This window comes from Spirulina subsalsa PCC 9445 (assembly GCF_000314005.1).
GTDB classification, from domain to species: Bacteria; Cyanobacteriota; Cyanobacteriia; order Cyanobacteriales; family Spirulinaceae; genus Spirulina_A; species Spirulina_A subsalsa.
This window is the reverse complement of sequence record NZ_JH980292.1, coordinates 685,783-704,676: the sequence shown is the minus strand read 5'-3', so window position 1 is coordinate 704,676 and position 18,894 is coordinate 685,783. Positions and strand designations below refer to the sequence as shown.

The 18,894-nt window shown below is 49.7% G+C and carries 31 protein-coding genes; 4 read left to right on the top strand and 27 right to left on the bottom strand.

What is annotated here, in order from left to right; translation table 11 throughout:
* Nucleotides 1-9: 9 nt before the first annotated feature.
* From SPI9445_RS0103655 to rplC, 25 genes are all read right to left on the bottom strand, one after another.
* The gene (locus SPI9445_RS0103655; protein WP_017303366.1) at nucleotides 10-951 is read right to left on the bottom strand and encodes a DNA-directed RNA polymerase subunit alpha; all 942 of its coding nucleotides are present in this window, start codon (nucleotides 949-951) and stop codon (nucleotides 10-12) included.
* A gap of 149 nt (nucleotides 952-1,100) precedes the next feature.
* On the bottom strand, nucleotides 1,101-1,493 hold the full coding sequence (gene rpsK, locus SPI9445_RS0103650; RefSeq protein ID WP_017303365.1) for a 30S ribosomal protein S11: 393 nt from the start codon (nucleotides 1,491-1,493) through the stop codon (nucleotides 1,101-1,103).
* A 60-nt stretch (nucleotides 1,494-1,553) separates the two neighbouring features.
* Nucleotides 1,554-1,937 carry a 30S ribosomal protein S13 gene (gene rpsM / locus SPI9445_RS0103645; protein WP_017303364.1) on the bottom strand — a complete coding sequence of 128 codons (384 nt, stop codon included), beginning with the start codon at nucleotides 1,935-1,937 and terminating at the stop codon, nucleotides 1,554-1,556.
* Nucleotides 1,938-2,343: 406 nt separating this feature from the next.
* The gene (gene rpmJ / locus SPI9445_RS28145; RefSeq protein ID WP_015218377.1) at nucleotides 2,344-2,457 is read right to left on the bottom strand and encodes a 50S ribosomal protein L36; all 114 of its coding nucleotides are present in this window, start codon (nucleotides 2,455-2,457) and stop codon (nucleotides 2,344-2,346) included.
* Between the two features lie 146 nt (nucleotides 2,458-2,603).
* Nucleotides 2,604-2,828 (bottom strand): translation initiation factor IF-1, encoded by a 225-nt coding sequence (gene infA / locus SPI9445_RS0103640; RefSeq protein WP_008191178.1) that lies wholly within the window; start codon nucleotides 2,826-2,828, stop codon nucleotides 2,604-2,606.
* A gap of 156 nt (nucleotides 2,829-2,984) precedes the next feature.
* The gene (locus SPI9445_RS0103635; protein ID WP_017303363.1) at nucleotides 2,985-3,566 is read right to left on the bottom strand and encodes an adenylate kinase; all 582 of its coding nucleotides are present in this window, start codon (nucleotides 3,564-3,566) and stop codon (nucleotides 2,985-2,987) included.
* Between the two features lie 83 nt (nucleotides 3,567-3,649).
* Nucleotides 3,650-4,981 (bottom strand): preprotein translocase subunit SecY, encoded by a 1,332-nt coding sequence (gene secY, locus SPI9445_RS0103630; RefSeq protein ID WP_026079504.1) that lies wholly within the window; start codon nucleotides 4,979-4,981, stop codon nucleotides 3,650-3,652.
* Nucleotides 4,982-5,029: 48 nt separating this feature from the next.
* On the bottom strand, nucleotides 5,030-5,488 hold the full coding sequence (gene rplO / locus SPI9445_RS0103625; protein ID WP_017303361.1) for a 50S ribosomal protein L15: 459 nt from the start codon (nucleotides 5,486-5,488) through the stop codon (nucleotides 5,030-5,032).
* 24 nt (nucleotides 5,489-5,512) lie between these two features.
* Nucleotides 5,513-6,040 carry a 30S ribosomal protein S5 gene (gene rpsE / locus SPI9445_RS0103620; protein ID WP_017303360.1) on the bottom strand — a complete coding sequence of 176 codons (528 nt, stop codon included), beginning with the start codon at nucleotides 6,038-6,040 and terminating at the stop codon, nucleotides 5,513-5,515.
* A gap of 36 nt (nucleotides 6,041-6,076) precedes the next feature.
* Nucleotides 6,077-6,439, bottom strand: a complete 363-nt coding sequence (gene rplR / locus SPI9445_RS0103615; protein ID WP_017303359.1) for a 50S ribosomal protein L18 — start codon at nucleotides 6,437-6,439, stop codon at nucleotides 6,077-6,079.
* 3 nt (nucleotides 6,440-6,442) lie between these two features.
* Nucleotides 6,443-6,985, bottom strand: a complete 543-nt coding sequence (gene rplF / locus SPI9445_RS0103610; RefSeq protein WP_017303358.1) for a 50S ribosomal protein L6 — start codon at nucleotides 6,983-6,985, stop codon at nucleotides 6,443-6,445.
* A gap of 90 nt (nucleotides 6,986-7,075) precedes the next feature.
* Complete coding sequence (rpsH, locus tag SPI9445_RS0103605) at nucleotides 7,076-7,477, bottom strand: 30S ribosomal protein S8 (protein WP_017303357.1); 402 nt, start codon at nucleotides 7,475-7,477, stop codon at nucleotides 7,076-7,078.
* A 48-nt stretch (nucleotides 7,478-7,525) separates the two neighbouring features.
* Nucleotides 7,526-8,071, bottom strand: a complete 546-nt coding sequence (gene rplE, locus SPI9445_RS0103600) for a 50S ribosomal protein L5 (protein ID WP_017303356.1) — start codon at nucleotides 8,069-8,071, stop codon at nucleotides 7,526-7,528.
* A 59-nt stretch (nucleotides 8,072-8,130) separates the two neighbouring features.
* Complete coding sequence (rplX, locus tag SPI9445_RS0103595; protein ID WP_017303355.1) at nucleotides 8,131-8,484, bottom strand: 50S ribosomal protein L24; 354 nt, start codon at nucleotides 8,482-8,484, stop codon at nucleotides 8,131-8,133.
* A 1-nt stretch (nucleotide 8,485) separates the two neighbouring features.
* On the bottom strand, nucleotides 8,486-8,854 hold the full coding sequence (rplN, locus tag SPI9445_RS0103590; RefSeq protein WP_017303354.1) for a 50S ribosomal protein L14: 369 nt from the start codon (nucleotides 8,852-8,854) through the stop codon (nucleotides 8,486-8,488).
* A gap of 52 nt (nucleotides 8,855-8,906) precedes the next feature.
* The gene (gene rpsQ / locus SPI9445_RS0103585; protein ID WP_017303353.1) at nucleotides 8,907-9,155 is read right to left on the bottom strand and encodes a 30S ribosomal protein S17; all 249 of its coding nucleotides are present in this window, start codon (nucleotides 9,153-9,155) and stop codon (nucleotides 8,907-8,909) included.
* Between the two features lie 7 nt (nucleotides 9,156-9,162).
* Nucleotides 9,163-9,405, bottom strand: coding sequence for a 50S ribosomal protein L29 (gene rpmC, locus SPI9445_RS0103580; protein ID WP_017303352.1), 243 nt, complete (start codon nucleotides 9,403-9,405; stop codon nucleotides 9,163-9,165).
* Between the two features lie 3 nt (nucleotides 9,406-9,408).
* Nucleotides 9,409-9,828, bottom strand: a complete 420-nt coding sequence (gene rplP, locus SPI9445_RS0103575; protein WP_026079503.1) for a 50S ribosomal protein L16 — start codon at nucleotides 9,826-9,828, stop codon at nucleotides 9,409-9,411.
* Between the two features lie 112 nt (nucleotides 9,829-9,940).
* On the bottom strand, nucleotides 9,941-10,660 hold the full coding sequence (rpsC, locus tag SPI9445_RS0103570; protein WP_017303350.1) for a 30S ribosomal protein S3: 720 nt from the start codon (nucleotides 10,658-10,660) through the stop codon (nucleotides 9,941-9,943).
* An 11-nt stretch (nucleotides 10,661-10,671) separates the two neighbouring features.
* Nucleotides 10,672-11,031: a 50S ribosomal protein L22 gene (gene rplV, locus SPI9445_RS0103565; protein WP_017303349.1), complete on the bottom strand. Its 360-nt coding sequence runs from the start codon at nucleotides 11,029-11,031 to the stop codon at nucleotides 10,672-10,674.
* Between the two features lie 12 nt (nucleotides 11,032-11,043).
* Nucleotides 11,044-11,325: a 30S ribosomal protein S19 gene (rpsS, locus tag SPI9445_RS0103560; RefSeq protein WP_017303348.1), complete on the bottom strand. Its 282-nt coding sequence runs from the start codon at nucleotides 11,323-11,325 to the stop codon at nucleotides 11,044-11,046.
* Between the two features lie 12 nt (nucleotides 11,326-11,337).
* Nucleotides 11,338-12,171 carry a 50S ribosomal protein L2 gene (rplB, locus tag SPI9445_RS0103555; protein WP_026079502.1) on the bottom strand — a complete coding sequence of 278 codons (834 nt, stop codon included), beginning with the start codon at nucleotides 12,169-12,171 and terminating at the stop codon, nucleotides 11,338-11,340.
* 41 nt (nucleotides 12,172-12,212) lie between these two features.
* A complete protein-coding gene (locus SPI9445_RS0103550; RefSeq protein ID WP_017303346.1) occupies nucleotides 12,213-12,515 on the bottom strand; it encodes a 50S ribosomal protein L23 in 303 nt (100 codons plus the stop codon).
* Nucleotides 12,508-13,140 carry a 50S ribosomal protein L4 gene (rplD, locus tag SPI9445_RS0103545; RefSeq protein WP_017303345.1) on the bottom strand — a complete coding sequence of 211 codons (633 nt, stop codon included), beginning with the start codon at nucleotides 13,138-13,140 and terminating at the stop codon, nucleotides 12,508-12,510. Before rplD ends, SPI9445_RS0103550 begins: the two co-directional genes overlap by 8 nt.
* A gap of 61 nt (nucleotides 13,141-13,201) precedes the next feature.
* Nucleotides 13,202-13,840 (bottom strand): 50S ribosomal protein L3, encoded by a 639-nt coding sequence (gene rplC, locus SPI9445_RS0103540; RefSeq protein ID WP_017303344.1) that lies wholly within the window; start codon nucleotides 13,838-13,840, stop codon nucleotides 13,202-13,204.
* 564 nt (nucleotides 13,841-14,404) lie between these two features.
* Between rplC and ndhN the strand changes: the two genes are divergently transcribed.
* The 4 genes from ndhN to SPI9445_RS0103515 all read left to right on the top strand — a co-directional run bounded on the left by ndhN (nucleotide 14,405) and on the right by SPI9445_RS0103515 (nucleotide 17,222).
* Complete coding sequence (gene ndhN, locus SPI9445_RS0103535; RefSeq protein WP_017303343.1) at nucleotides 14,405-14,881, top strand: NAD(P)H-quinone oxidoreductase subunit N; 477 nt, start codon at nucleotides 14,405-14,407, stop codon at nucleotides 14,879-14,881.
* 39 nt (nucleotides 14,882-14,920) lie between these two features.
* Nucleotides 14,921-15,526: a vWA domain-containing protein gene (locus tag SPI9445_RS0103530; protein ID WP_017303342.1), complete on the top strand. Its 606-nt coding sequence runs from the start codon at nucleotides 14,921-14,923 to the stop codon at nucleotides 15,524-15,526.
* A gap of 134 nt (nucleotides 15,527-15,660) precedes the next feature.
* Complete coding sequence (locus SPI9445_RS27265; RefSeq protein ID WP_017303341.1) at nucleotides 15,661-16,230, top strand: salt stress protein, Slr1339 family; 570 nt, start codon at nucleotides 15,661-15,663, stop codon at nucleotides 16,228-16,230.
* A gap of 248 nt (nucleotides 16,231-16,478) precedes the next feature.
* Nucleotides 16,479-17,222, top strand: coding sequence for a type IV pilin-like G/H family protein (locus tag SPI9445_RS0103515; protein WP_083883482.1), 744 nt, complete (start codon nucleotides 16,479-16,481; stop codon nucleotides 17,220-17,222).
* On the opposite strand, the gene SPI9445_RS0103510 is transcribed toward SPI9445_RS0103515, so the two are convergent.
* Together SPI9445_RS0103510 and rpaB are read right to left on the bottom strand one after the other, a co-directional pair.
* Entirely contained in the window at nucleotides 17,213-17,857 is a 645-nt protein-coding gene (locus SPI9445_RS0103510) for a cofactor assembly of complex C subunit B (RefSeq protein ID WP_017303338.1), read from the bottom strand. The genes SPI9445_RS0103515 and SPI9445_RS0103510 overlap by 10 nt on opposite strands.
* Before the next feature lie 98 nt (nucleotides 17,858-17,955).
* Nucleotides 17,956-18,684, bottom strand: a complete 729-nt coding sequence (gene rpaB, locus SPI9445_RS0103505) for a response regulator transcription factor RpaB (protein WP_026079501.1) — start codon at nucleotides 18,682-18,684, stop codon at nucleotides 17,956-17,958.
* Nucleotides 18,685-18,894 lie beyond the last annotated feature (210 nt).

Genomic DNA, 18,894 nt, shown 5'->3' with positions numbered 1-18,894 from the left:
ACCCCAGGCTTAGGGCTTCGCTTTTTCTTGGGGTAATGTGATCCCTAAGCGCTGTTGTAACGCCTCGATCACCTCTTCAGCCGACTTTTGACCAAAGTTCTTGATCTCCAAGAGGTCTTCTTGAGAATAGTCCAACAGATCCGCCACCGAGTTAATTTGCGCTCGCTTCAGACAGTTATAAGCCCGAACCGAGAGTTGTAATTCCTCAATGGGAATCTGACTGGTGGGATCATCGGGAACCTCTTGATCCTCCGTAATACTTTCCAAGGTCAGATCCTTAAGCGGATTAAATAAATCCACCACAATCTCCGCCGCCTGAGATAAAGCTTCCTCGGGTTTGATGCTGCCATTGGTCCAAATATCCAGAACCAGCCGATCCTTGGGGGAAGAACCATCGGTTAAGGTATCTTCTACACTGTAGTTCACCTTGGTTACAGGCATAAACACCGCGTCGATCTGCATGAAGTCCAGAGAGGAATTTTCATCTCGACCCCGATCCACCGCCCGGTAGCCTTTGCCCCGCTCAATGCGGAACTCCATCTCTAACCGCGATCCCTCAGATAAGGTGGCAATATACTGGTTCTTATCCACCACTTCCACTTCTGAGGGCAGGTCGAACTGAGCCGCCGTTACCGTTGCCGGCCCGGTTGCCACTAAACGACCAATCGTTGCTCCCGCCGCATGACTCTGGAAAACCATCTCTTTCATATTTAAGAGAATTTCCAGCACATCCTCCCGCACCCCCGGAATGGTGGAAAACTCATGACTCACGCCCGCCATGCGAACGGCGGTCACGGCTGCCCCTTCCAGATTTGCCAGCAAAACCCGTCTCAGCGCATTGCCTACGGTAATGCCTTGCCCTCGTTCCAGAGGTTCAATGACAAATCTGCTATATTGACTTTGGTTTTTTTGAGTCTTAGACTCTACACATTCAATTTGAAATTGCGCCACCGCTTTGTTACCTCCCTTCCCATTGTTACGCCTACGCAAAGAATCACGCCTACGCAAAAAATTACGCCTACGCAAAAAATCCTGAATGATGAACTCCGCCCTACAACCGAACCCGATGTTTCATCATTCATTTTGCTCTGATTCGAGGATTACACCCGACGGCGTTTTGGAGGACGACAACCATTATGGGGAATGGGGGTCACATCCCGAATCAGGGTAATTTCTAACCCAGCGGCCTGGAGAGCGCGGATAGCTGTCTCACGACCTGCCCCCGGCCCACTGACCATGACTTCGAGTTGACGCATTCCTTGTTCAATGGCCCGTTTCGCGGCACTATCGGCGGCGGTTTGAGCCGCGAAGGGGGTGCCTTTTTTCGCGCCTTTAAAGCCACTAGACCCGGAGGAAGCCCAGGAGATAACATCTCCTTTGGTGTCCGAAATGGTCACAATTGTATTGTTAAAGGTGGAGGTGATGTGAGCGATACCGCTTGGAACATTGCGTTTTTGCTTTTTCGTTCCGCCTTTTTTTGTTGGTCGCGCCATATTCCTTTCTGCAAATTAAATCTGGAAAACGAGTGAAATAGGAAACAAATCCACAGGAAATTATTTCTTAGCTGCCGCTTTTTTCTTCCCTGCCACTGTTACCCTTCTGCCCCGACGAGTCCGGGCGTTGGTGCGGGTACGTTGACCCCGCACGGGTAAGCCTAAACGGTGACGACGACCGCGATAGGCCCCAATGTCTACGAGACGCTTAATATTCATGTTTTCTAAGCGTCTGAGGTCGCCTTCTACTTGGAAGTTCGTCTCAATATAAGAACGTAGCTTGGTGACATCTTCATCACTCAAGTCCCGAACACGAGTGTCGGGGTTTACGCCCGTTTCTCTTAACACTTCCTGAGAACGTGACAAACCAATCCCGTAAATATAAGTCAAGCCAATTTCGACACGCTTATCACGGGGAAGGTCTATACCAGCAATCCGTGCCACAATGAATTTCTCCCTTATGAATGCTTTTGCTGTTTTCTGTAAGAGTGGGGTAGTGGACAGCCCTAGAGGTTAACTGGGAACTGTCCAACCCGGTTCACACAGAGTTAGGGTCTGCCTAACGAAGTCTTTCAACGGGACAAGGCTAACCTCGAATGAATCTTTAAGCACTAGACTTTAAGCCAAACTTTCAGTTAAACCTTGAGGAGGGTTGAAGGACTAATTTGAAACCAAACGGGTGTTAATCTTGGGGATTGAACCCGGTGGGATAACGGTTTAGTCATCACTTTGGGCGTTTAACCTTAGATTCTAGACTCAGACAGGGCTTCTTCCCCCACAGGAGGCGGTTGAGAGGACTAATATAAGAACTCGGATTCCGACAAACTCCTTAAAGGGGTCTAACCTTGACTTAACCTTGACGTTGTTTGTGTTTCGGGTTAGAACAGATCACCATAACTCGACCGCGACGGCGAATGACGCGGCATTTGTCACAAATTTTCTTTACTGATGCTCTAACTTTCATGCCGATTTTGGCAACACTGCAAGCTTATTATTATATCAATAATAACGGTTTTTGTACAGGTTTAAAAGACACTCTAGACCCTTGTTTTCAAGACGAGTGTTGAAAACCTAACCCAGGGATTTAACCAATGGACTTAAACGGGGGGACTACTTTTTGCGTAAGCGGTAGGTAATCCGACCTTTGGTTAAGTCGTAGGGGGTTAATTCCACTTTCACGCGATCGCCCGGTAAGATTTTGATGTAATTCCGGCGAATCTTGCCGGAAATATGGGCTAACACATTAAACCCATTATCTAAATCCACCCGAAACATCGCATTGGGGAGAGATTCTGTGACTGTCCCCTCCATTTCAATCAAATCTTGTTTAGCCAAAGGTTAAGAATCCTCAAAAACAACAGTAAAAAATTCGGTCTTGCTGGTTGCCCTCAATGGGTTGTGTCCCCAGAATGCACAACAGCCAAGAGTTAGAACCGCCCCCCTATCTTAGCAAACCCCAATCCACAGTCAGGAACTGCTCCGATAGTCTGCTTAGGCATTGACCATGACAATTTCATTCAGGGACTTCGCCACTTCTTCCGGGAGGCGATCGCCATTCACGGAATATAGATCATGATCCTCGTGTTCATGGTAATAATCAATCACCGCCTCCGTGAGATCATGATAAACCTGAAGACGGTGGCGAATTGTCTCCTCTGTATCATCCGCCCGTCCTTCCTCCTCCGCCCGATGGAGTAAGCGTTTCACCAACACCGGTTCAGGCACTTCCAAATTAAACACCACCTTACGGGTTTCTTGGAACTCCTGTAACAACTCCTCCAAAAAATTGGCCTGGGCAATAGTCCGGGGAAACCCGTCCAAAATCCAGCCTTCATCGGCATCCTCACTGTTCAAGCGTTCCCGAATCAAATCCACTAACAGAGAATCCGGCACTAAATCCCCCTGTTCCAAAAAGTCTTTCACTTTTTTACCCAGAGAGGTTTCTTCCACCACCGCCCGACGTAGAATCTCCCCCGTCGAAATATGGGGAATCTCCATTGAATGGGCCAAGATTTTCGCCTGAGTGCCTTTTCCCGAGCCAGGGGGGCCCAAGAAAATAATACGCTTGCTCATAAACTCCTTAATAGTTGGCGTTGAACACAGGGTCTAGAGGTTGAGGTTCTGCCCGACCATCACAGTCCCCCTTCCCGAAACCCCTATTTTTTCACCATTCCCTCGTATCTCTGAGAGATCACATAGGTCTGGATTTGCTTGGCGGTATCAATAGCGACCCCAACCAAAATAAGCAGCGACGTAGATCCTAAACCCCGTAAGGTTTCGACCCCTGTCGCGCTCTCAATGGCCGTTGGCACCGTAGACACTACCCCCAAGAACATCGCCCCTAAGAACGTCAAACGGTTGATCACCCGTTCTAGATATTCACTGGTGGCTTTCCCCGGACGAATGCCCGGAATACTGGTTCCCATCTTCTTGAGATTTTGGGACATATCCACCGGATTGACAATTAAGGACGCATAAAAATAGCTAAAAAAGACAATCAAGGTGAAGAACACCAAGACATAAATCCAAGGGGTGGGGCCATCAAAGCGTAAGGCATTGGCAATCGGGCCGAACACCTGATGGAGTTGCCCCACAAACCCCTCACCCGTGCGAGTGAACTGTTCGAGGGAGGCGGGCAAAAACAACACCGCCGAGGCAAAAATAATCGGCATCACGCCCCCTTGATTGAGTCGCAGGGGTAAATAGTTCTTCCGTTCCCGGTAGAGTCGCCGTCCCACTTGACGACGGGCGGAGATAATAGGAATGCGCCTTGTCCCTTCTTGAACAAAGACAATCCCCACAATCATGGCCAGGAAGGACAATAACAGGATGACCACTTTAACGATGCCCTGATCATCTTCCTGAGCAAAGCTGATGGTATTGCCCAAAATCATGGGTAACACCGCCACAATGTTGACAAAAATCAACAACGATGCGCCGTTCCCAATACCTCGTTCCGTGATTAATTCCGACACCCACATGACAAACATAGCCCCGGCCGTGAACGCCAGAACCGTTTGCAAAAAGAAAATTGGCCCCGGATCAATCGCATAATTCTGAACCCAAACGGCCAACATCGTACTTTGGAGGGCGGCCCAACCTGTCGCCACATACCGGGTAATTTGGGAAATCTTCCGCCGTCCCGCTTCCCCTTCATTTTTTTGTAAGTTCTCTAACGAGGGCAAGGCCGCCGTTAGTAACTGCATGATGATCGAGGCATTAATAAACGGCAGAATGCCCAGAGCAAAAATCCCCAAGAGGGAAAGCCCCCCACCGGAGAACACATCGAGAAACCCGATAACTGGACTGCCTTCAATTTCAGCCAAAAAACGGGGTCGATCCACTCCCGGAATGGGAACATAGACCCCAAGGCGCACTAAAATGAGTAATCCCAACGTGACGAGCAAGCGACCTCTTAATCCGGCCGCTTGCGCCATCTGCATAAATGTTTCTTGAGCCGTTGGTGTTTTATCGCGGCTAACGACCATGAAGGTTTACCTCGCTTAAACTATGAGCCATAGGCCTTACTCCTTTGCTTAGGCTTTTGCCTCGACCACTTCACAACTCCCGCCGACGGCTTCGATTTTTTCCTTGGCACTGGCGGAGAAGGCGGCAGCCTTAACGTTCAATGCCACATTGATCTCACCGTTCCCCAAAACCTTTAAGGGGCCTTGGTTACTGGCTGTTAATAAGCCTTGTTCTAACAGGGATTCTAAAGTGACTTCTGCATTCGCTGGCAAGGAAGCTAGCTTACTTACATTGATCGTAGTGTACCGACGAGGGTTAATGACCGTAAAGTGCTTTAATTTTGGCACCCGGCGATAAAGGGGCATTTGACCCCCTTCAAAACCGGGTTTGGTGCCGGTGCCAGAGCGGGATTTTTGACCCCGCATCCCAAAACCACAACTGGCCCCTTGTCCGGCGGCAATGCCTCGACCAACCCGGCGACGACTCCTTCTAGAGCCTTTTTTGGGTATCGCGTCGTTCAGTCTCATTCCTTCTGTTCTCCCGCTTGCTATCTAGATATAGAGGTTTTCCACTGGAATTCCTCGCTCTTCGGCTACGTCTTTAAAGGTGCGCAAGGTTTGCAGCGCATCGACGGCGGCCCGAGCATTGTTTAAGGGGTTGTTGGAGCCGAGTTGTTTGGCGAGGATGTTTTTCACTCCGGCGAGTTCCAACACGGTGCGCACGGCTCCCCCGGCAATTACCCCTGTCCCCGGTGCGGCGGGGCGCATCATGACCTTCGCTCCTCCGGCCACGCCGCGAGCGGGGTGGGTGATGGAGTTGGATTTGGTTAAGGATATGTCCACCAGTTGTTTTTTGCCGTCGGCTACGCCTTTACGCACGGCTCCGATGACATCGGCGGCTTTCCCCACGCCGACCCCGACTTGACCTCGTTCATTCCCGACCACGACAATGGCGCGGAAACTGAGTTTTTTCCCGCCTTTGACGACTTTGCTCACCCGACGAATTTGGATGACGCGCTCTTGAAAGGCGTTTTCTTGTTCTTTTTGGTTTTTACGGCCTTTTTTCTTGCCTTTGGGCATAGTAAGTTTCCTCGATTGAACCTAGACTGGATGGGCTTAGAAGTTTAATCCGCCTTCGCGGGCAGCATCGGCGAGGGCTTTGACGCGACCGTGATAGAGGTTGCCCCCCCGGTCAAAGACAACTTGGGTGATTCCTTTGGCGAGGGATCGTTGGGCGATCGCGGCCCCCACCGCTAAAGATGCGTCACAAGTTGCCCCAGATGCCAGTTGCTCTTTCAGTTCAGGCTCAAGACTGGAAGCGGCCGCTAGGGTATGTTGGGCCACATCATCAATCACTTGGGCATAGATATGCTGGTGGGACCGAAAGACCGCCAAACGGGGACGTTCAGGGGTTCCAGTGACGGTTTTACGCAGCCGCCGATGACGGCGCTGTACGGATGCTTTGCGAGTACGTTTCATGGTTTATTTCTTGCCTGCTTTACCTGCTTTACGTCTGACAAATTCGCCTTTATAGCGAATACCTTTGCCTTTATAGACTTCAGGGGGACGGATGGCGCGGATTTTAGCGGCCACATTGCCCACAATTTCTTTATTAATTCCACTGACAATTACTTCAGTGTTTTTCTCACCGAGGGTCAGTTGAATCCCGTCGGGGGGGTCTACTTCTACGGGTTTACTGTAGCCCACATTCAAGATTAATTTTTTCCCTTGAACTTGGGCGCGATAACCGACCCCTTGGATTTCTAAGCGTTTTTCATAGCCCTTAGATACCCCTTCCACCATATTGGCGACGAGGGTACGGGACAGACCATGACGCTGGCGAGACAAGCGGGACTCATCTTTACGCAAGACGCGCACCACTTTGTCTTCTTGTTCTACGCTGACTTGGGAGGGCAGGACGCGCTCCAGTTGACCTTTAGGCCCTTTGACGGCCACATGAGAACCATTAATGGTGACGGTGACTTTATCGGGGATCTCTATAGGACGTTTACCAATACGAGACATTACCTCATTACTCCTTACTTCAGTCCTTGATCAGTCATCAGTGACCAGTAATCAGTAAAAAACTATGCACTGTTTACTGTTTACTGACTCCTACCAGACGTAACACAAAACTTCGCCGCCAATCCCTCGCTGCCGGGCTTCCCGGTCTGTCATAATTCCACTGGAGGTGGAAATAATGGCAATGCCAATGCCGCCGAGGACGCGGGGGAGTTCTTTCCGGTTTTTGTAAACCCGTAACCCGGGTTTGCTAATACGTTTGAGGGCGGTGATGATGGGTTTGCGGGTTCTGCCTTTATATTTGAGGGTTAGAACCAGTTCTCTTTTCACGCCTTCCCCGACTTCTTCGTAGTCTCCAATAAAGCCTTCCGCTTTGAGAACTTTGGCGATATCGCGGGTGACTCGGGTTGAGGGAATATGGGTCGTGGGGTGTCTGACTGCCCCCGCATTGCGGATGCGGGTGAGCATATCGGAAATGGTGTCGTTAGCCGCCATAGGTGAAAGCTTTTTCCTCCTTATAGTGCTGATGCAAGGCTGCTGGGCTTAGTTGTCACGGAAGGGCATTCCCATCTCTTTCAAGAGGGCGCGTCCTTCTTCGTCGGTTTTGGCGGTGGTGATGATGGAGATGTCCATTCCTCGAATTTGATCAATGCTGTCGTAATCAATTTCTGGGAAAATCAACTGTTCACGCACGCCAAGGCTGTAGTTGCCTCGTCCGTCAAAACTTTTGGGACTAATGCCCCGAAAGTCACGAATCCGAGGGAGAGCTAGGCTAATTAAGCGGTCTAAAAAGGCATACATTCGGTCAGAACGGAGCGTGACCATTACGCCAACGGGCATTCCTTGACGAATTTTGAATCCGGCGATCGCCTTTTTGGCTTTAGTGATCACAGGTTTTTGTCCGGTAATCGTTGCCAGTTCATTAATAGACGATTCTAATGCTTTGGCGTTTTGAGAAGCTTCCCCTAATCCCCGGTTAACGGTGATTTTCACCACTTTGGGGACTTGATGGATATTGGTATAACCAAATTGTTCCGTTAATTTAGGAACGATGGTTTCTTGATACAGGGTTTTCAGTCGTTGTGTCATGGTTGTTCAAGCTTCCTGGGCTTGGTCAGGAACGAGGGTGAATCAAAAAACAAGGGCGCTTATTTATCTAAAATTTCGCCTGTTTTTTTCAGCATTCGCACTTTGCGGCCATCTTCGGTAAAGGTGTAGCAAACGCGGCTTGCGACCTTTTCTTTTTCCGAGTAGAGCATCACATTGGAGCTATGAATGGCGGCTTCAAAGGTTTCAATCCGTCCAGATTCGCCTTCTTGTTGAGGTTTAACGTGCTTGGTGCGCACGTTCACGCCTTTAACCACCACTTTACTCTCTTTGGGCAGAGCTTTTAGCACTTCTCCCACTTTGCCTTTATCCCGTCCAGAAATCACCTGTACGGTGTCCCCTTTCTTGACGTGCATTTTGTGGGCTTTAGGGGCTGCTTTTGCTTTAGTTGCCATCTCAGATCACCTCCGGAGCTAACGAAACGATTTTCGTAAAGTTTTTGTCCCGAAGTTCACGAGCCACCGGACCAAAGACCCGGGTTCCTTTGGGGTTGCCGTCGTTGTTAATAATCACGGCGGCGTTGTCATCAAAGCGGATGCTCATGCCACTATCCCGGCGGAGAGAATGGCGGGTGCGCACAATGACGGCGCGCACGATATCTGATTTTTTCACCCCTTGGTTGGGGATCGCATCTTTGACGACGGCAATAATGACATCACCAATGCCACCGTAGCGACGGTTGCCTGTTCCCAGGACGCGCAAACACATGAGTTTGCGAGCGCCACTGTTATCGGCAACATTGAGATAGGTTTGTTGTTGAATCATGGCTGGTTTGCAATCAGTCGCCAGTAATAAACAAGAGGATGAGTAAATAAAGTTAGACCACGCTGCGGTTCATGATTTCGCGCAAGATCCAGCGTTTGGTTTTGCTGTAAGGGCGGGTTTCTTGAATGCGCACGCGATCGCCTTCTTGGCACTGATTTTCTTCATCATGTGCCTTGTAGTGCTTGGTTTTGACGACAATTTTGCCGTACTTGGGATGAGGAGAACGGTTTTCCACAGCAACCACAATGGTTTTATCCATTTTGTTACTAATCACCATTCCCACACGCTCTTTCGCTGCCATTGGGGGGTTACTCCTCTTCTTGAGCTACAGGGGTGGAGGCTGAGGCCTGGGTCATCCGTTGACGTTCGGTTTCAACGGTGAGCAGTTGAGCAATCCAACGGCGAGTATGTTTAAACTCGTGGGTTTTTTCTAACCGTCGGGTAGCCTGTTGTAAGCGCAAATTAAACAGTTTTTGCTTGGCTTCCACAATGGCCGCGCTCAATTCTTCATCACTCAGTTTGCGGGCATCTGAAACGTTGGGAAGTGCCATAATTTAGACTTCCTCCTGGGGACGAACAATAAACTTGGTCTTAATGGGCAGTTTTTGGGCGGCCAGACGCATGGCTTCCCGGGCGACTTCTTCGCTCACCCCGGCCATTTCAAACATGATGCGGCCGGGTTTAACCACAGCTACCCAAAATTCGGGGGAGCCTTTCCCGGAACCCATCCGGGTTTCGGCGGGTCGCATGGTCACGGGTTTATCGGGGAAAATCCGAATCCAGATTTTCCCACCCCGGCGGACATAACGGGTCATGGCACGACGGGCGGCCTCAATCTGACGGGCAGTAATCCAAGAGGGTTCTGTGGCTTGGAGCGCAAACTCGCCAAAATTAAAGGTTGTCCCTCCTTTGGCCAGACCTCTCATCCGCCCACGGTGTTGTTTCCGGAACTTTGTTCTTCTAGGACTTAACATGGTTGGGTAATCGGTAATGGGTGATGGGTGCAGGTTGGGAACAATGCCCTTGACCGCAACCCTTATCCTTGTTCCCAGTCATCCTTAACCGTTGACAATTGGGGAGATTCGCTTATTCAGAGCGGTCTTCAAATTGTTGACGGCGACGTTGACGACGGGGGGTTTGCGCGGGAGCGGCGCTGGGGGCTTCTTCTTGGCCGGGGATGATTTCCCCTTTGAAGACCCAGACCTTAATGCCTAAGATCCCGTAGATGGTGCGGGCGGTGCAATAGGCGTAGTCAATGTCAGCGCGCAGGGTGTGCAGGGGAACGCGACCTTCCCGGGTCCACTCAGTCCGGGCAATTTCTGCTCCGTTTAAGCGGCCACTGACTTGGATCTTGATGCCTTGCACTTCGGCCCGTTGGGCGCGTTGAATGGCTTGGCGCACCACGCGGCGGAACGAAACCCGTCGTTCCAGTTGTTGGGCGATATATTCGGCGATTAACACGCCATCGGCATCGACGCGGGAGACTTCAATCACGTTGACGCGGATTTGGCGGTTGCCGCCGAGGTGTTCTTGTAGTCCGGTGCGGAGGGATTCAATCCCACTGCCGCCCCGACCTACCACTACGCCGGGGCGAGCGGTATGAATTTCTAGGTCGATTTGATCGGCTTTCCGTTCGATGCGCACATCAGAGATTCCGGCGTTGTTGAGGTTTTTCTCCACATACTGCCGAATCTGATGATCTTCTTGCAGGAGTTCGGGATAGCGTTTGGTATCGGCATACCAACAGGACTTATGCTCTTTGGTGACTCCTAAACGGAAACCCGTTGGATGAATCTTTTGTCCCACGTTTTTTTCCTCTATTCCTCTAGTAATGGGGCGACGGCAACGGTGATGTGACAAGTAGGCTTATGGATTTGATAAGCCCGGCCTTGGGCGCGAGCGCGAAAGCGCCGCAGTTTGGGGCCTTGGTTGGCGTAAGCTTGGGTAACAACCAAGTCTCTGGGGTCATAACCGTTGTTGTGTTCCGCATTGGCTACCGCAGACCGGAGGACTTTGGTAATGGGTTCACAGGCCCGATAGGGCATGAATTCGAGGATAATCAGGGCTTCCCGGTAGGAGCGACCCCGAATTTGGTCTAGCACACGCCGCACTTTAAAGGGGGACATCCGAATATAGCGGGCGATCGCTTTAACTTCTTCTTGTGTTTCAACTGCCATTGTTTTCTCCCCCTAGCGTCTTCCGGCTTTTTTGTCACTTTTGGCGTGGCCGCGGAAGGTCCGGGTCGGTGCAAATTCACCGAGTTTATGACCCACCATTTGCTCAGACACATAAACGGGGACGTGCTGCCTCCCGTTATGGACGGCAATGGTGTGACCTACCATATTGGGCAGAATGGTTGAGGCGCGGGACCAGGTTTTAATCACCTGTTTTTCGCCTTTTTCATTCAGCTTTTCGATTTTGCTTAATAAACTGTCCGCAATAAAGGGACCTTTTTTCAGAGAACGACTCATAGTTTTTGCCTCCTACCTTGAGCTACGTCGCCGGACGATCAGGCGATCGCTCGGTTTATTGCGTTTACGAGTTTTACGACCCAAGGCGGGTTTACCCCAAGGCGTGACCGGACCGGGACGACCAATGGGAGCGCGGCCTTCACCACCACCATGGGGGTGATCCACCGGGTTCATCGCACTGCCTCGGACTTCGGGCCTCCGGCCCAAGTGGCGGGAGCGTCCGGCTTTCCCTAAACTCAAGTTACGAGCATCGGCGTTCCCCACTTTCCCAATGGTGGCGTAGCATTCTTTCCGCACCATGCGCACCTCTTTGGAGGGTAAGCGCAGGGTCACGTAATCCCCTTCTTTGGCGACTACTTGGGCTGAACCCCCAGCGGCTCGTACCATTTGCCCACCCCGACCGGGGTATAACTCGATATTGTGAACATCCGTCCCCAAGGGAATGTTACTCAAGGGCAAGGCGTTGCCATTTTCATAGGGAGCCGTGGGACCCGAAACAACGGTACTGCCTACCTGCAATTTGTCGGGACAGATAATATAACGCTTTTCTCCATCTTGATAGTAGAGCAAAGCAATACGAGCGCTGCGGTTGGGATCATACTCAATCGCCGCCACTCGTGCCGGAATGTTGTGTTTATCCCGCCGAAAATCAATTAAACGGTAGAGGCGTTTGTGTCCACCCCCCCGACGGCGGCTAGTAATTACCCCCCGGTTATTGCGACCTTTTTTGCGGTGCTTATACTGGGTGAGGGATTTTTCTGGTGTACTCTTGGTGATGTCCGCAAAGTCAGAAACACTGGCTTGCCGAGTCCCAGGAGTCATTGGTCGATAAGAACGAATACCCATTTTAGATTTTAGATTTTAGATGTGGTAGTTGTTGGTCTGACCTAAACATCTGGGAAGAGAACAATGGAATCCCCTTCGGCTAAGGTGACGATGGCGCGTTTGTATTGGGGTTTATAGCCCACAAACCGCCCGACCCGTTTTTTCTTACGCGGGGGGCGCGCCGTGTTCACTTTGGTCACTTTGACATTAAATAAACTCTCAATAGCCGCTTTAATCTCGGGCTTAGTGGCTTTGAGAACCACATCAAAGACGTATTTGTTCTGTTCAAGCAACATAGTTGCTTTTTCCGTCACAATCGGCTTGATGATGAGATCGGCTAAATCACGGGGATTGTACTCAGTCACTGTAGACCTCCTGAATCATTGCCAGTGCTGAAGGTGTGGTAACAATACGGTCGGCGTTCAGTAAGTCGTAAACGTTTAACTGATTTGCCATAATCATTCTCAGATTGGCGATATTCCGACCGGATAAATAAACCCCCTCCACTTTTTCGTTAAGGATGAGCAGCACTTTTCGGTCAAGGTTTGCACCCCAACGGTTTAAAGCGGTGACTAAATCCTTGGTTTTGGGGCGCGCAAATTGTTCGGCAAATTCTTCCACTACAATGATGTCCTCTGCCCGACTGGTGAGTGCGGTTCTCAAGGCCAGCCGCCGCTCTTTGCGGTTCATTTTTTGGCTATAGTCTCTGGGTTTGGGTCCAAAAATGACCCCGCCTCCCCGCCACAGGGGAGAACGAATGGAGCCGGCTCTGGCGCGTCCGGTGCCTTTTTGCCGCCAAGGTTTGCGTCCCCCCCCACGCACTTCGGCGCGGGTTTTGGTGGAGGCGGTGCCTTGTCGGGCGTTGGCGAGTTGACGCACTAGGGCGCGGTGAACAATATGGGCTGCGTTTTCTTCTTTAGCAACCTTCAGTTCTAGGGTGGCTTCGCCAACCGCTTCCCCTTCCCAGTTTTTTACTACACAAGTAACCATTGTTTATTTTCTGGTTCCTATTTTCTGGTTCGTTTTCTGTTCTAGGATTGGACTGATGGTTTTACTGACCGACAATATTGGCGGGCGTGATGCTGACCAATGCGCCGGGTTTGCCGGGGACAGAGCCTTTCACCAGTAACAGGTTGCGTTCTGCGTCCACTCGCACGACTTCTAGCTTGCGGATGGTCACTTTGGTTCCGCCATAGCGTCCGGCCATGCGTTTACCGGGGAAAATACGACCGGGGGTCGTGCCGGGACCGGTAGAACCGGGTTCTCGGTGGTTTTTAGACCCGTGAGACATGGGGCCGCGTCGGAAGTTATGCCGCTTTTGATAACCGGCAAAACCGCGACCGATGCTTGTTCCATGAACATCAATCAGTTGACCGGGGCTGAAAATATCCGCCTTGATGGCTTGCCCTAGCTCAAATGTATTGGAATCTGAGACGCGGTACTCTGTGAGATGACGCAGAGGCCCGGCTCCAGATTTTTCTAAGTGACCGAGTTCTGGCTTAGTCAGCGCTTTGGGTCGAACTTCTTCATAGCCGACCTGAACGGCGGTGTAGCCATCGGTTTCTGGTGTTTTAATTTGAGTAACGGTGCATGGACCCGCTTGAATGACTGTGACCGGAATGGCTTTTCCGGTTTCTTGGTCAAAAATTTGAGTCATGCCCAGTTTGGTACCGAGGATACCGAAAGACACGGGTTTACCCCTCTCTTTTGCTAGACAACACTACTGAAATTTGGGATTTGGGCTCGGAGATAGGTTCGTCCTCCAATGTTGCCCGCACCTCACAAGAAACGTCCATGACGACCACGCACAGGATCATCCAGACGGGATGACCGGAACATGATGATCACGGAAGATCAACGGGTTTCGCGTTTGGCTATCGGGTTTAACCTGTTTGCAGGGGCTAGAAATCTAGGAGTTCTGTGAACGGTTAAACCAAGGAATTAGCTAACGAGTTGCCGTGTTTCGCTCAGGACTTAAGGGGGCTAATGAAGCTCTCCTCAGTATCTTGAACGAGGCATTCATCTAGTGTCACGCTGGAACCTTGGGGGTTGAAACCCTTTGGTTTCTTCAGGTGGTCACTGATTGAACCTCATGTTAAACCTCAACACGCTTGGGTGTTTATGAGGTCACAATCGTCCACTATAGCGGTTTTGACGCAAAGAGTCAAGGGATAGGGGAGAGATTGGGAACTGAACCGGGAGTATTTATAATGAGCAAGGAAATCAAGCCATTTTTGAGGAACGGGAGAAGGTTATGCCGCTACTGACGACGGGGAAGCCCTTTATTCGAGATTTAGAAAAGTATGGTGCTTTAGGGGTGTATGCGCCCTTAGAAGGGGGTTTTGAGGGTCGCTATCAACGACGTTTACGGGCTACGGGGTATTATTCCCTGCACTTGACAGCCCGGGGGTTAGGGGATGTGGCGGCTTATTTGACGGGGGTGCATGGGGTGCGGCCTCCTCATTTGGGCAAGAAGAATATCGCCCAGAGTGCAGCAGTCGGGCCGGTGTATTATGTTCCGGCGATCGCACTTTCCCAATTAGAAACCCTACCCTCCACCGCCAAAGGCCTAGTCTTGTGGATTATTGAGGGCATGATTCTGTCCAATCAAGAAATTGAATATTTAGTGAATCTGCCCAAACAAGAACCCAGACTAAAAGTTGTTTTAGAATTGGGAGGAGAGCGTTATTTCCGGTGGCAACCCCTACAGGATGTCATCCGCGCTGCCTAACCCTCCACTATTCGACCTTACAGAAGCGGGGAGACTCCCATGCTAGAAGCCCGTGACTACACCCTGATTATTGATAAAAGTGGCAGTATGTCACAAATTGACCCGCGAGTGGGCAAAAGTCACTGGGAAATCATGCAGGAGTCTACCCTAGCTTTAGCCGTGCAGTGCGAGATGTTTGACCCGGATGGCATTACGGTTTATGTATTTTCTGGGCGTTTTCGGCGTTATGATCATGTCACCTCAGACCGGGTGGCGCGCATCTTTCAAGAAAACATCCCCACAGGTCACACGGGGCTTTGTAATGCCCTAGAAGATGCCCTACATAGTTATTTTGAACGGAAGGCGTTAGGGCAGTCTAAGCCTAATGGGGAGGCGTTTTTAGTGGTAACGGATGGCAATATTAAAGACCGCAGGCGTTTAGTGCGTTTAATTGTAGACGCTTCACAACGGATTGAGCGCCATGATGAGTTAGGGATTTCTTTTATTCAAGTGGGTCATAATGGGGAAGCGACCCGTTTTTTAAAGGTATTGGATGATCAGTTACAAGGGGCGGGGGCGCGGTTTGATATTGTGGACACTTTGACCATTGACCAGATGGGGGAGATGACGTTAACAGAGGTTTTGATTGATGCCATTCTGGATTGATGGGGGAAGAATTGACCCGATGTGTAGGTTAGGTGAAGGGACAGCATCACTCAACAAGCTCCTAAACTGTAGTGACAGTCAATCCAACGGGGTTAATATTAAAGAACGAGATGATTCCACCTAAATCATAAATCATGAGTTCTTTAGACGATGCCTTAGCGGAATTTGAGGCAAAATATCAACAAAAAGCAACACCTCAACCCAATGAGATTCTAGCCGAGGGGAAACAACCGCAAATGTCAGAGCAACAAGGGGAAATTGACAGCTTTTTAACCGACCTCCAGAATCAGTTTGCTCGTCCGCCCCAATCCCTCCCTATCTCTCGACCCAAACCGCCAGTTTCTCGGGCAACCGATGGCTTTTTGCAGGAGTTGCAAGCTAGGTTTTCCCAGGTCAGTCAAGGTGAAGAGCCTACCGTTGAACCAGATTTTGAGCAATTTCTAGAGAAGTGGCAACAACCAAAATCTGAGCCAGATGTAGCGCGGCAACTCCAAGAAAAGGAGAGGTTGCTTAGACTTGAACGGGAGCAAGAATGGCGACGACAACAACAAGAAAAGGTCTTAAAACGTCAGGCCGAAATGTGGTTGAAACAGTTAGATCCACATTCTGATGAGGGATTATGGTTTGAAGAGTTTGCCTATCATTATCCTTCTAAGTTAGCGGCCGCAATGGACTATTTAAACGCATTGTGTCAGGAATCCTAAAAGAAAATATATCAATGTTGGCGACGGGAATTCATTGTGATTAATTCTCGTAGGTTGGGTGAAAGGAAGTGTAACCCAACACCACGTAGATTAACCTACGACTGGAATTTGTACCATGACCCCCATGACTGACGACCAACGTGCCGATTACGATTCCCCTTGGAAAGAAGCCATTTCTCTCTACTTTCCCGCCTTTTTAGAATTCTTTTTCCCTCACGTTTATCAAAGCATTGACTGGAGCAAAATCAATGAATTGTATCGCACTTCTCATTGTTATCAGTTGGTTTGTTTTTGTGGGTTATATTATCTCAAGCTTCTCCGGCTTATTCACTGTACAAGGAGATATGCTAGTTTATGACAATAAGTTTGTGTTTCTTATAATACTGTTCTGGATGGTCGTTTTTTATATCCCATCGGTTAAAGTAAGTCGTACCTTATTTGATAGTTTTGTGGATAAAAATTCAACCAAGAAAGCATCAAAAAAATATCACTTTTGTGACACAATTGTTGTTTTGTTTAGCTATTTTCTTATTCTTTTAGTGCTGATTCCAGTCGCACAAATCCAGGCTAGCGACTACTTAAAACGCGAAAGCTTTTTCGCATCAACATACCTTTCATCAGTTCAGAGTCAACAAGAAGGTTATTTTCAAATGTACCAGTCTTTTAGTGAAAAGCCGAATCCACTAAGAGAGATTCCAGTGCGGACGAAGAAATACACTTATTCCACGAGTTTAACAGAGGATGCTGTTTTTATCTCTGGGATTCCCAATGAGGATATAAAAGATAAAGTTGATGCTTATATCGTGGGTGTATTTTCCCCTGACCCCAATGGGGAGGATAATGGGGATGATGAATCCAATGAAATTCAATTCAAATCTATTATCTGTCACGGGAAAAACCTGTCAGATCCTCTGCCAAAACCGAGATTGTATTATGGGAAACTAGAATGTGGAGGCAAGACAACAGAATTTAAGTTTGATTATCAAAAGTAACGTTCTAAGGTTTCTGTAAGTTTGTCGGCAATCCCTTCAATCCACACTTCATCCTGTTTGGTGTAGCTGCGGGGAGCATTGGCTCCTAAGATAAGAACGCCGTTTTTGCCGAGGGGTTGACAAATTACCCCTTGTGTGTTCTCGGGTAGATAATCAAACTCAATGCGACCGGGATAAACTCTTAACTCTACGAGATAGACGGGTTTTTGTTGTTCTAATACTCGCCGGATAATGCCTCCGGCTGTAACCTCGGGTTTGGGGGGGAGGATACCTCGTCGGAGGAGGGTGCGCTGTTGGTAGTAGAGGACAACGCTACGGGTGACGGTGTTGGTTAACAGGAGGTGAGAAGCCCAGGCGAGTTCAATTTTTACCTCGTCGGGGAGGTCTTCGGCTAGGTCAAACTTTTCTTCCCCAAGGAGTGTTACGGTTTCGGGGGGTTTGGGTTGAATTTGTTGCCAGATTAGACCCACAAGAATCAGTAGGGCGCTCAAAAGGACTCCCAAGGCATCGGAACGGGATTGAGTGGCGGTAATTTCTGAGGTGGAAAAACGGTTAAATAATAACAGGATGGCTCCGAGTCCCCCTGTGATGAGGGGGAGTAAACGGAGGACACGGTTGGGGTCGGATTTTGCCATAGGGCGTTTTGGGTTCGGTGAGGGATTCGGGAATCCCCCAACCACTCAATGAATGGGTGGTGGCAGGGGAGAATTGATGCAGGACTCACTTAAGCTAATTATTCTTCACCGGGTTCTAAGATGCGTTGAAACAGGTAGCCTGTCCCCCTTGCGGTGAGGATTAACTCCGGATTGCTGGGGTCGTCTTCTAGTTTGGCACGCAGACGGGAGATATGGACATCAACAACGCGGGTGTCTACATGGCGCTCGGGGGTGTAGCCCCAAACTTCTTGCAGAATTTCTGAGCGGGAAAAGGCTTCTCCTGAACGACTGACTAATAATTCTAAGAGGCTAAATTCCATTCCGGTGAGGCGGATGCGTTCGTCTCCTTTGTAGACTTGCCGCTTGTTGGTGTCTATTTTAATGGAGCCGACTTGAATCACGCCGGAACTGGGGATTCCGGATGCTCCGTTTTTATCGACTCGGCGCAACACGGAGCGAATTCTGGCTTCGAGTTCTTTGGGTGAAAAGGGTTTTACTACATAGTCATCGGCTCCGAGTTCTAATCCGGTAATGCGGTCGGCGACATCACCGAGGGCGGTGAGCATAATAATGGGGATGTCTGATTCTTTGCGCAGTTCTTGGCAAACGCCATAACCGTCTAGTTTGGGCATCATGACATCTAATACCACCAAGTCGGGCTGGGTGGTGCGGAATGTTTCTATGGCTTCTTCTCCATCGGCTGCGGTGACAACATCGTACCCAATCATAGAAAGACGGGTTTCTAGGATGCGGCGGATACTGGCTTCATCATCAACAACGAGGATCTTTTCCTTATGAGTTTCCAAGGAACTCAACTCTCCTTCTCTACGGGGGACTACTCACTAACAATTACGCGATCGCCAATTCAGCTATCGTGCAATGAAATGGCGATTACTTATACTTAGGATATCTTGTTCAGGTTGAATCTCAAGCCCTCCCTAGGCGTTTTGGGACTAAATTTAGGAGTTTTTAAGATTTGTATTTATTGTTAAGATTTATTTCATTCCGGGGCGGAC